The following is an 11,916-nucleotide window of genomic DNA, read 5'->3' as shown; positions in this document are numbered from 1 at the left end:
GTACTTAAATCTTACTTGAAGTCGCTGGGGATTTTTTATGTTTCTTATTGGTAATTACATTATTTCATACACCAGAAGGTATAAATTTGCAGCACAGGAGAAAATTCACGCTATAAAGTGTATTTTTTATTTAATTAATATTTAAGACTTTGTTAAGAGTTTGTTTACAGGAATTTAAGCATTTAAAGTTACAATATAATTACGTCGACGATCATTTTAAAAGTATTGATAGCAGTAAAAGTAATGCAAAATATGGAGGAAATACGATGAAAAAACTAATCATGTTATTATGTATTGCTAGCATGGCTTTAATCGTTTCAGCCTGTCAAGCAGAATCACAGGCAAAAGAAATTAATGCAAACGGGGAAAAAACGGAAATTAGTAAAAATAAATCTCTAGAACTAGAAAAGAAAGAGGGTAAGTTAACGAAAGGGCAGGAATTGGCTAATATTCTTAGCAGTACAAATTGGCAAGGAACAAAGGTTTATGATAAAAATAATAATGATTTAACCAAAGAAAATGCAAATTTTATTGGTCTTGCGAAATATGACGATGAAACAGCGAGATATGAATTTTTTGATAAAACGACAAAAGAAAGCCGTGGGGATTATGGCACCTTCTTTATTACGAATGATGGGAAAATTCGCGTATTAATTTCAGAATCAAAGGGATACCAGGCTATAGTCGAAATAACAGAGCTTAATGAAAATATGTTTACCTACAAAAGAATGGGGAAAGATGCTAATGGTAACGATGTAGAGGTATTCGTTGATCATATTCCTTATAATGAAACTGACCTTTCCTTTACTGATTCTGAGAAATCATTGGAAACTAGCACAGGAGAAATCGTTACAGATGTTGATGGCGACAAAATTTTATCTAGCACCTTATGGCAAGGAACAGTCGTGCTTGATGAAAATGGTAACGATGTAGCTAGCTATAATTCGAATTTTTTAGGTCTTGCAAAATATGACGATAAAACAAATAAGTATGAATTTTTTGATGCTAAAACAGGTCAAAGCCGCGGTGATTATGGCTATTTCGATGTTGTTAATGGAAATAAGATAAGGGCTCACGTTTCACAAGGAATGAAGTATGGTGCAGTTCTTGAACTTACAGAGCTTAATGAAAATAAATTTACCTATAAAAGAAAGGGTAAAGATAAAGATGGAAAAGAAATCATCATAACCGTTGAACACATACCTTATAATGGTGATTTTAAGTTAAAATTTACTAAATAATAGGACTGTGAACGAAGTCAAAGAGGAACGGAGTCTCCGTTCCCTTTTTAGTATATGATGAGCCTCGTTCTGTTCTATACAAAGATGTACTGGGAAATTTACTTTCTGTATAGGAGGTGTTGTGATGTCAATTCGTTTAAGAATGTTGTTATCCTATACAGCTATGTTGGTTGTTACAATCGGTCTTTTTATTCTTTGTGGATTGTTAATGATTTTAGCTATTACAGGAGATATAAGTAGTATCAAACATTTATATGCAAATCATTATTCACACAAACCCATTACCTCTCAGGAAGAGAATGTATTTTTAGATTTGAAATATTTAGCGAAAAAACAGCAAGATCAATTATTAGATATGCGTAAACTAAAATTATTTGATGAGAAGTTAAAAGATGTACCTTCTGCCCTCGTTATCAGAAAAGGGGACTCAATTATTTATAAAACTGACACTCTAATCTCTATCAAGAGTGCAGACGACCTCCCATCTTTTGAGCCGTCAAATATACATGTTAGGGATACGTTAGCTATGGAAAATATTATTTCTCATATGTGAAGTTTGATTTTTATTTTGCTGACCAAGAAATAGGAAGTATTTATGTTATAAAAAAGGTTAGTCCATATGCAGCATTATCGAAGAATCTATTTCCTATTTTAATAGGAGTGTTGATTATTTTATTAATTGTAACAAATGGTATTCTTAATTACTTAGTTACAAGAAGTATTGTCAAACCATAGCATTCCTTGAAACTTGCGACAGAAAAAATCAGGGATGGGAATTTAAATTTTAAAGTGAAAGCAAGAACAAAGGATGAAATTGGACAACTAAGCATGGCATATGAAGAAATGCGTCAAAGGTTAAAAGAATCAATCGATTTGCAGCTGAAATATGAAGAAAATCGAAAAGAACTTATTTCTAATATTTCTCATGATTTAAGAACTCCTATTACGGCTATTAAAGGATATGTGGAAGGGATTAGAGATGGAGTTGCTGATACTCCCGAAAAAATGGACAAATATCTTTCAACGATTTATCGAAGAGCAACCGATATGGATTCTCTTATTGATGATTTATTTCTTTTTTAAAGCTGGATTTAAAAAAATACAATTTAACTTTGAGGCAATCGATATCGTCCATTACATTAAGTATTTTATTGATGAGCTAAGCTGGGATTTTGAAGAACAAGATATTAAAGTACAATGTAAGGTAGATGTTGATACCAATGAGTTGGTGATCGTGGATCGAGAAAAATTAAAACGGGTACTAGTTAATATTATTCAAAATTCCTTAAAGCATATGAAGAAGGGCGAAAAGATTATTCGATTTTCTGTAGTCGAGAGAGGACATAATATCGAGATTGAAATAAACGATTATGGTGATGGAATTGACCCGGCGTCTCTCCCTTATATCTTTGATCGCTTTTATCGCGCAGATAGTGCTAGAAATACCGTAACAGGCGGGAGTGGTCTAGGGCTGGCTATTGCCAAACAAATTATTAGTGAGCATGGTGGAGAAATTTGGGCAGCGAGTGAAATAGGGAAAGGAACGAGTATATTCTTCACGTTAAGATATGCAAAAAAGTGAGGTGTATATATTGAAAAAGATTTTAATTATTGAGGATGATCCCAGTATTGGTGAACTTCAAAGGCACTATCTTGTTATAAATGGTTTTGACGTTGAACTAGTTGAATCAGGAAAAGAGGGCCTTGAACAAGCTCTTACTATTGAATACGATTTGATAATAGTTGACCTAATGTTACCTCACGTGGATGGATTTGAGATTTGTCGGCAGGTTCGTGCTGTAAAAGACATTCCGATTTTAATCGTATCAGCGAAGAAAGAGGATATCGACAAGATCAGAGGTCTTGGACTCGGAGCAGATGATTATGTCATTAAGCCTTTTAGTCCAAGTGAGCTTGTTGCAAGGGTTAAAGCACATTTAGCTCGTTACGAGCGATTGAGTGGAAATAAGCAAGTAGATAAAAAAGAAATAAGTATCAGAGGATTAACGATAGTAGAAACATCACGCAGGGTTTACGTAAATGATAAAGAAGTGAATCTAACTGCGAAAGAGTTCGAGCTGCTAACTTTTCTTGCCAAGCATCCTAATCGTGTTTTTAGTAAGGAGGAGCTATTTGACATAATATGGGGACAGGACTTAGCGGGAGATATCACAACTGTAACGGTCCATATCCGAAAAATTCGTGGGAAAATCGAAATTGATCCTGCAAATCCGCAATTTATTGAAACCGTATGGGGAGCAGGTTATCGATTTTCAGTATAAATCTAAAATATGCTAATAGGAGAGGAGACAAATGTTATTTAGGGAATAGGCTTTTTTAGTTTGAAAACCGTCTTAGTATACAAAATTTCCTGATAATGTTTGCAGTACCCTTTCTATGCTCATTTTCGATGACAAAAAATCGACAATACAATTGAAAAGTAACAAAAAATGTAAATGCAAAAGGGTTTTGATAAGTTTCTTAGAATACTATAATAGGAAGTAAGATCGAAACTCATTCTAGGAGGAAAATCATGTCCCATACTGAAGAAATGCATCCAAAACTCGGTCGAGTTATTAAAAATATTGAACATGTTATTGTAGGGAAAAGAGATGTAAGCATCTTAAGTCTTGTTGCGTTATTAGCAAATGGTCATGTTTTACTGGAAGATGTCCCGGGTGTTGGGAAAACGATGATGGTACGTGCTCTGGCAAAATCAGTCGGGGTCGAATTTAAACGAATTCAGTTTACACCTGATTTACTACCTTCTGATGTAACAGGTGTTTCTATATACAATCCTAAGGAGCTGAGATTTGAATTTCGCGAGGGACCGATTTTTGGGAATGTGATCCTTGCAGATGAAATCAATCGGACGTCTCCAAAAACACAATCAGCATTGCTGGAAGGGATGGAAGAGGGGAGCATTACAGTAGATGGTGTAACTCGGGTACTTTCTAAGCCTTTCTTTGTGATGGCCACCCAAAATCCAGTAGATTACGAGGGTACCTATCCATTGCCTGAGGCACAGCTTGATCGCTTTTTATTCAAGCTAAGAATGGGTTATCCATCAAAGGCTGAGGAATATGAGGTGCTATCCCTTGCAGAAAAAGAAAGGCCGATTCATAAAATTGACAGTGTCATCACGAAAGAGGAGTTAGTTGAACTTCAATACGAAATCCAAAACGTTTATGTAGATGAAACGATTAAACACTACATTATTGATATCACAAGCAAAACGAGGAGGCATCCTTCTATTTATTTAGGTGCCAGTCCGCGTGCTTCGATTGCCTTAATGAAAGCGGCTCAAGCCTATGCCTTTATTACCGGCCGCGACTATATTATTCCTGATGATATTCAATATTTAGCCTTATATGCACTTCCACATCGATTAATCTTACGGTCTGAAGCAAAGTTTGAGGGGAAAAGCGCTGAACAACTTGTTGGTGAAATCATAGATAGGACACCTGTGCCTGTGCAAAGGTCGTTAAGTCGTTAATGAAGAACCTTTTTAAGAGATTTCATGTAGGTTGGAAGCTGGTTTTCCTCTTAATACTCACGTTAGCGTCATTCAGTTATGCCATGTTTCAAGGCGGCTTTGTCAGCTGGTTTCTCTTTTATAGCTTTTTTCCTTTTGCTATTTACTCACTTATGCTAGTGATCTATCCGATTCGTTCATTTAAGATTACTAGAACGGTCAATCAAGAGCAATTTACTGTAGGTCAAAAACTTGTTGCAACAGTAACGATTAAACGAAAATTCCCATTTCCTTTATGTTATCTCTTAGTAGAGGATGTTCTTTCTGAACGGCTTCATGCCATCGAAAAGATAGAGGAACCAAAGAAACTCTTTTTCCCATGGTTTAAAAAAACACTTTCCTTTAGCTATGTTTTAAATCAAATGCCGAGAGGTGAACATCACTTTACGTCAATTCGTCTGAAAACGGGAGACCTCTTTGGTTTAATTGAAAAAGAAACATTCTTTGAAGTTGAAAATTATTTTCTCGTTTATCCTTTAGTTGTTGATTTAGTCTATCATCCAAGACGGAAACAATTTGAGCAAGGTGCCTCATCAAGCTTAGCAAAGTATTGGCAGGATTCAACAATGGCCGTTGGTGTGAGAGAGTATCAGCCTGGTGATAAATTTGCTTGGATTGATTGGAAGGCTACAGCTAGAAGGGACTCCATTATGACAAAGGAATTTGAGCAAATGCAAAGTCATGATGTCGTTATCTTATTGGATCGGGTTAAGTCCCCGATGTTTGAGGCAATGGTTACGTATACGGCTTCTTTAATACAGGCGATTATCAAGAGTGGCGCCCGTGTTGGACTCGTCTCAATTGGAAGCAGCAAACAAATCTTTTCCCTTCAGTCTGATGAGCAGCATGTTCGAAGTCTCTATTATCACCTTGCGAAGGTTGACTGTGATAGTCAAGAGCCTATATCGTCGATAATAAGCAAAGACCTGGTAGGTGCTGATTTGAAGCATATCACAAATATGATTGTTACTAGTCATCTATCAGTGGATTTGGTTCGGAAGCTGGAATCTCTTTTAAGACAGCAACAAACCTTCATGCTGTTTGTGATAAAGAATAATCATGATAGAATCACGAAAGAAGAAACGGTACTTATTGAAAGATTAAAAAAGCTTGATATTGTCATTAAAGTACTAAGCATTCAAAAATCGGATAAAGAGTTCAAAGAGGTGAGCGGATCATGAAAATTCAAATCTCGCCTGATAGCAAAACAACATTTGCCTTTGTTTATTTTTTGTTTACGTTTATGTTGCTGTGGGAATGGTTAAGACCTCTTCAAGCATTTACCGATACGGCAAATACATTTATATTCGTTTTCTTTATTGGAATAAGCTTTTTGTTAGCTTTCTTAAGAGTTCGCTGGTATGTGACCTTCCCGGTTAAGATCATGATCATTTTATTTATGCTGCACGGACTCTTTTTTGATGGGGTGTTTTTTAGCTTCTTTTGGTTAAAAGATCTATTCCAGGATCTTATGTTTAATTTTCGCTTAATGCCAAATGCTGATTGGGTAAACATGACTTCTTCGTTTAGAACGTTGTTGTTTTTTATTCTTTTATGGTTACTTGTTTATTTAATTCATTATTGGATTCTTTATCAAAAGCGGATCCTGTTATTTTTTGTATTGACACTTATTTATATAACCGTGTTAGATACCTTTACCCCGTATGACGCAACACTAGCCATCGTTAGGACTGTGATAATCGGATTTTTTATGCTTGGTATGCTTTATCTTGATCGATTAAAAAAAGTCGAAAACTTAAACATGAAGCGGTTAACCTCTATTCGCTGGATTTTGCCGTTATTTGCGTTTATCTCACTCTCAATTGTTCTCGCCATTTTTGCACCAAAGGCTTCACCTCAATGGCCAGATCCGGTTCCTTATATTACCGCAATTGGCCGGGAAGGTGGAGAAGGCGGGATGCAGAGAATTGGCTATAGCCAAAATGATGAGCAGTTGGGCGGCGGATTTGTTGAGGATGATACGGAGGTATTTACACATGTTTCATCTGATACACAATATTGGCGGATTGAAACAAAGGATGTCTATACTGGAAAAGGTTGGGAAGCATCCGATCCTGAGGCTGAGCTAGAGGAAATAACGAATTTTAACGAATTAAACTGGACGGATGAACGTGTAGAGACGAAAAGCTTGAAGTCGACGATCACGATAAATAATAGCTATCGCCATCTTCATGTGATGTATCCTTTAGGATTATCAGCGATTGAAACAGAGAATCAATTATCTTTTTATTTCAATCAAAATACGGAGCTGATTACTCCGTTTAGGGAGAATGAAGGCTCGAGGCAGGAGTTTATGTCATATGAGATTAGCTACGATCTTCCTTCTTATCCCCTCAATGAAATGAGAAAGGAACAGAGTTTTGCAAGTGTCCCTGATGGTTTTATCGAAAGGTATACCCAGCTGCCAGATTCTCTGCCTAGCCGAGTAAGAGAGCTTGCTATCAGGATTACTGCAAATGAAGATAATCAATTTGATAAAGTAAAAGCAATTGAGAGTTACCTGGGATCAGATGAATTTTCATATGATAAAGAAGATGTTGCCATTCCTGAGGGAAATCAGGATTATGTTGATCAATTCCTTTTTGAGACTCTAAGAGGGTATTGTGATAATTTCTCAACGTCTATGATTGTCCTTTTGCGTTCAATTGATATTCCTGCTAGATGGGTAAAGGGTTACACTGAAGGTGAATTTGTTAAAAATGTAACGAATACCGAGAAAGAATATCGGGTTACAAATAACAATGCCCACTCTTGGGTAGAGGTTTATTTTGATGGTGTTGGCTGGGTTCCATTTGAACCGACTAAAGGCTTTGTTAATCCATATGATCTGACATTTGATTATAAGGCAGTAGAGGAACAAGAGCAGGAAATTAAACAAGAGGAACCAACTGTTCAAGAAGAACAAGAACAGCCGCAAACACCTGAAAAACCTGAGCAAGAAAAACAAGAAATGAATTCAGAGTCTGAAAATGAACAAGCCGGCAGAAACTTTTTAAACATTCGCTTGGATAGTACTGCTGTATATATTACAATAGCCGTTATGCTTTTAATCGGACTGGCCATTTATAAAACAAGAATGAAATGGCTGCCATTGCTAATCATTCGCAAATACAGAAAACGCACCGATGATCAAGTATTCTTCCTGGCTTATGATTCCTTGTTAAAGCAATTTGATCGCTTTGGTATGAAAAGGAAGGATAGCCAAACCTTACGGGAATATGCTCAGTCTATTGACGATTACTTCCAAATGGAGCATATGACTGTGTTAACGAAAAACTATGAACGGGCATTGTACCGCCGTGATAATGCAAAAGAGGAATGGATGAGGTCTGCAGAATTGTGGGAAAATTTAATAAAAAAGACATCATCTTGACCATTGTATAAGAAGATTGATAGAATAGAAAAAATTAATAGTTATTCCTTCATATATCCTCGGGTAGGATGGTCCCGAGAGTCTCTACCGGGTAGCCGAAATTACCTGACTATGAAGGCAGAATAAGTTTGTACGTATAACTAGAATTCTGCCTTCTTTTTATTTGAAGGACAGGAGTCTAGTTTTTTTTTAGTGTAGTTTCGGTTGTTGCAACGATAGGAGGGGTAGCTTGGGATGTCTTATTTACCCTAGGCTAATAAAGGCGCCTCCCGAGTTTTTGTTCCTACGCTAAAGTAGCTTTGAATAAATGCATTATTTTGCAGTGATAATACGTATGAGGTGACGACATTGGCAAACATTCAAGAAATGGTAGTTGTTTTAGACTTTGGTAGTCAGTACAATCAATTAATTACTCGACGCATTCGTGAATTTGGTGTTTATAGTGAATTGCATCCACATACATTAACGGCGGAAGAGATTAAACAAATGAATCCTAAAGGAATCATTCTATCTGGCGGTCCGAATAGTGTATATGGAGAAAATGCATTCAAATGTGATGAAGCAATCTTTGATTTAGGTATCCCTGTTTTAGGTATTTGCTACGGAATGCAGCTTATGACACATACTCTTGGCGGAAAGGTTGAACCAGCGAATCATCGAGAATATGGTAAAGCGACAATTGATCTTAAAGCAAAATCTGCTTTATTTGCTGATCTGCCTGAGCAGCAAGTTGTCTGGATGAGTCATGGCGACTTAGTTAAAGAAATTCCACAAGGGTTTGAGGTTGCTGCAACAAGTACATCATGTCCATACGCAGCAATGAGTAATGAAGAACGTAAATTTTATGGTGTACAATTCCATCCGGAAGTACGCCACAGTGAATATGGAAATGATTTGTTGAAAAACTTTGTATTTTCAATTTGTGAATGTGCTGGTAATTGGTCAATGGAGAATTTCATTGAAATGGAATCAGCTAAAATTAAGGAAAAAGTCGGCGATAAAAAGGTGCTTTGTGCATTAAGCGGCGGTGTTGACTCTTCTGTTGTTGCGGTCTTAATTCATAAAGCCATTGGCGATCAATTGACATGTATTTTTGTCGATCATGGACTACTGCGCAAAAATGAAGCTGAAAGTGTTATGAAGACATTTAGTGAAGGCTTCAATATGAACGTCATTAAGGTTGATGCGAAGGATCGTTTCTTAAATAAATTAAAAGGTGTTTCAGATCCTGAGCAAAAACGTAAAATCATCGGTAATGAATTTATTTATGTGTTTGATGATGAATCTGCTAAGCTGGAAGGCATTGATTTTCTAGCACAAGGAACGCTTTATACAGACATTATTGAGAGCGGTACTGCAACAGCTCAAACAATTAAATCCCACCACAATGTTGGCGGTCTTCCAGAGGATATGGAGTTCGAATTAATTGAGCCATTAAACACTTTATTTAAAGATGAGGTTCGTGCATTAGGAACAGAATTGGGAATTCCAGATGAAATTGTGTGGAGACAACCATTCCCTGGTCCAGGTCTTGGAATTCGGGTACTTGGTGAAATTTCAGAGGAAAAACTGGAGATTGTTCGTGAATCTGATTATATTTTACGTGAGGAAATTAAAAAGGCCGGTCTGGATCGTGATATTTGGCAATACTTCACGGTACTTCCTGACATCCGCAGCGTTGGGGTAATGGGAGATGCAAGAACATATGATTATACAATCGGTATTCGTGCTGTAACATCGATTGATGGCATGACTTCTGATTGGGCGAGAATTCCGTGGGATGTATTAGAAGTTATTTCAACAAGAATTGTTAATGAAGTAAAACATATAAATCGTGTTGTGTATGATATTACAAGCAAGCCACCTGCAACGATTGAGTGGGAATAAAACACGAACAAAACGAACATTATTTAAAATAATGTTCGTTTTTTATTGACAAAGAGATGTTATGCTGATAGAATAAAATAGAATTAAATAAGTCGAAATGCGTCGTATAATATTGGGGATATGGCCCAAAAGTCTCTACCAAGCTGCCGTAAATAGCTTGACTACGAAGTGTTAATATAGGTGAAAACTTTCTTTATTAACTATTTTGTAAGTTAAGCGCTCCAAGGCATGGAGCGCTTTTTCTGTGCGTTATAAGAGTTTGTTTTGCCTAGACTCGTTTATTTTGTCTGCATTAGCGTAAGCTACAAAAAAAGGAGGATATTAACATTATGAGAAAGTATTTTCAATTTGACGAATTGGGAACAAACTACCGTCGTGAAATGATCGGTGGATTAACTACATTTCTTTCTATGGCTTATATTTTATTTGTTAATCCTACCACACTTTCCTTACAAGCCGTACCTGATCTTCCGGATGCCATGAGAATGGATCAAGGAGCAGTCTTTGTTGCAACAGCTATAGCAGCTGCTATCGGTTCGCTGATTATGGGCGTTGTAGGGAAGTATCCAATAGCATTGGCTCCAGGAATGGGATTAAATGCATTTTTTGCTTTTACAGTTGTACTTACATACGGTATACCGTGGCAAACGGCGCTTTCTGGTGTGCTTGTATCTGGATTGATTTTTATTATATTGACTTTTACAGGACTTAGAGAAACAATCATAAATTCTATTCCAGCTGAACTTAAATATGCAGTGGGAGCAGGTATTGGCTTGTTTATCACGTTTATTGGGTTTCAAAATGCTGGAATTATTGTAAATAACGATGCAACATTAGTTGGTTTAGGTGATTTCCACGAAGGAACAACATTATTAGCCATTTTCGGAGTAATCATTACGATTATCCTAATGATTCGCGGAGTAAAAGCAGCAATCTTCTATGGGATGCTTCTTACGGCAATTGCAGGAATGATCTTTGGGTTAATTGATGTTCCTAAGCAAATAGTAGGTGCCGTACCGAGTATTGCGCCAACATTTGGCCAAGCTTTTATAAATTTTGATCAAATTTTTACTCTTCAGATGTTAGTGGTTATTTTAACTTTCCTATTTGTTGACTTTTTCGATACTGCTGGAACACTTGTAGCAGTTGCAAACCAAGCTGGATTAATGAAGGATAATAAATTGCCTCGTGCAGGAAGGGCGTTATTTGCCGATGCGACGGCAACAACTATTGGTTCTATTCTAGGTACTTCAACAACGACCGCGTATGTAGAGTCATCTGCAGGTGTAGCGGCAGGTGCAAGATCTGGCTTTGCTTCTGTGGTAACGGCTGTTTTATTTTTACTAGCGCTTTTCTTTTCACCATTATTAGGAGTTATCACTCCTTCAGTAACAGCACCTGCACTAATTATAGTAGGTATTTTAATGGTTTCTACTTTAAAAGATATTGATTGGAATCGTTTGGAGATTGCAGTTCCAGCATTCTTTACCATTATCATGATGCCTCTTTCTTATAGTATCGCTACTGGCATTGCTTGTGGGTTTGTTTTCTATCCGATAACAATGCTTTTAAAAGGAAAGGGTAAAGAAATTCATCCTATTATGTACTTTTTGTTTGTGGTATTTGTTCTATATTTTATTTTTATCGCTTAAGGTAATAAGTAAAGAATAATAGAGGTATTGGGAAATATCATTTTTTTGATAAATGTATAGAAGCTCCTTTTTCAAAAATGATAGATGAAAAAGGAGCTTCTATTTTTTTATAAGGTAAGAAAGTATAAAATTTTGTACTTAGTTTTAGTGTCTAGCTCCAGCGCCTAGCCCCTCGAGGTCATAAGCCACTCATGAATTGAAGGCAAA

7 protein-coding genes, 1 pseudogene and 2 riboswitches are annotated in these 11,916 nt (G+C 36.5%); all 8 genes and pseudogenes read left to right on the top strand.

Going from position 1 to position 11,916, the window contains the following annotated elements; translation table 11 throughout:
• Positions 1-266: 266 nt before the first annotated feature.
• The 8 genes and pseudogenes from Q1B07_RS25005 (at position 267) to Q1B07_RS24970 (ending at position 11,709) form a co-directional block, all read left to right on the top strand.
• Positions 267-1,241 (top strand): DUF4822 domain-containing protein, encoded by a 975-nt coding sequence (locus Q1B07_RS25005; RefSeq protein ID WP_299095036.1) that lies wholly within the window; start codon positions 267-269, stop codon positions 1,239-1,241.
• Positions 1,242-1,365: 124 nt separating this feature from the next.
• Positions 1,366-2,823, top strand: a pseudogene (locus Q1B07_RS25000) (HAMP domain-containing sensor histidine kinase).
• Between the two features lie 10 nt (positions 2,824-2,833).
• Positions 2,834-3,523: a response regulator transcription factor gene (locus Q1B07_RS24995; RefSeq protein ID WP_299095033.1), complete on the top strand. Its 690-nt coding sequence runs from the start codon at positions 2,834-2,836 to the stop codon at positions 3,521-3,523.
• 251 nt (positions 3,524-3,774) lie between these two features.
• Complete coding sequence (locus Q1B07_RS24990; RefSeq protein WP_299095030.1) at positions 3,775-4,737, top strand: MoxR family ATPase; 963 nt, start codon at positions 3,775-3,777, stop codon at positions 4,735-4,737.
• Positions 4,737-5,957 carry a DUF58 domain-containing protein gene (locus Q1B07_RS24985; protein WP_299095028.1) on the top strand — a complete coding sequence of 407 codons (1,221 nt, stop codon included), beginning with the start codon at positions 4,737-4,739 and terminating at the stop codon, positions 5,955-5,957. Before Q1B07_RS24990 ends, Q1B07_RS24985 begins: the two co-directional genes overlap by 1 nt.
• The gene (locus Q1B07_RS24980) at positions 5,954-8,170 is read left to right on the top strand and encodes a transglutaminase domain-containing protein (protein ID WP_299095026.1); all 2,217 of its coding nucleotides are present in this window, start codon (positions 5,954-5,956) and stop codon (positions 8,168-8,170) included. Before Q1B07_RS24985 ends, Q1B07_RS24980 begins: the two co-directional genes overlap by 4 nt.
• A 29-nt stretch (positions 8,171-8,199) precedes the next feature.
• Positions 8,200-8,302: riboswitch (purine riboswitch) on the top strand.
• A gap of 207 nt (positions 8,303-8,509) precedes the next feature.
• Positions 8,510-10,057, top strand: a complete 1,548-nt coding sequence (guaA, locus tag Q1B07_RS24975; RefSeq protein ID WP_299095024.1) for a glutamine-hydrolyzing GMP synthase — start codon at positions 8,510-8,512, stop codon at positions 10,055-10,057.
• 82 nt (positions 10,058-10,139) lie between these two features.
• Positions 10,140-10,241, top strand: a riboswitch (purine riboswitch).
• Positions 10,242-10,386: 145 nt separating this feature from the next.
• Complete coding sequence (locus tag Q1B07_RS24970) at positions 10,387-11,709, top strand: NCS2 family permease (protein WP_299095022.1); 1,323 nt, start codon at positions 10,387-10,389, stop codon at positions 11,707-11,709.
• Positions 11,710-11,916 lie beyond the last annotated feature (207 nt).

Source organism: uncultured Metabacillus sp. (assembly GCF_947503125.1).
Lineage (GTDB): Bacteria > Bacillota > Bacilli > Bacillales > Bacillaceae > Metabacillus.
Note: the sequence above shows the minus strand (reverse complement) of the source record. Positions and strands in the feature narration are given on the sequence as shown.

What these genes read in the sequence shown, in the direction of transcription:
- Q1B07_RS24970 (WP_299095022.1), top strand. Translation starts at nt 10,387, where the DNA reads ATGAGAAAGTATTTTCAATTTGACGAATTGGGAACAAACTACCGTCGT.
- Q1B07_RS24980 (WP_299095026.1), top strand. Translation starts at nt 5,954, where the DNA reads ATGAAAATTCAAATCTCGCCTGATAGCAAAACAACATTTGCCTTTGTT.
- Q1B07_RS24990 (WP_299095030.1), top strand. Translation starts at nt 3,775, where the DNA reads ATGTCCCATACTGAAGAAATGCATCCAAAACTCGGTCGAGTTATTAAA.
- Q1B07_RS25005 (WP_299095036.1), top strand. Translation starts at nt 267, where the DNA reads ATGAAAAAACTAATCATGTTATTATGTATTGCTAGCATGGCTTTAATC.
- Q1B07_RS24985 (WP_299095028.1), top strand. Translation starts at nt 4,737, where the DNA reads ATGAAGAACCTTTTTAAGAGATTTCATGTAGGTTGGAAGCTGGTTTTC.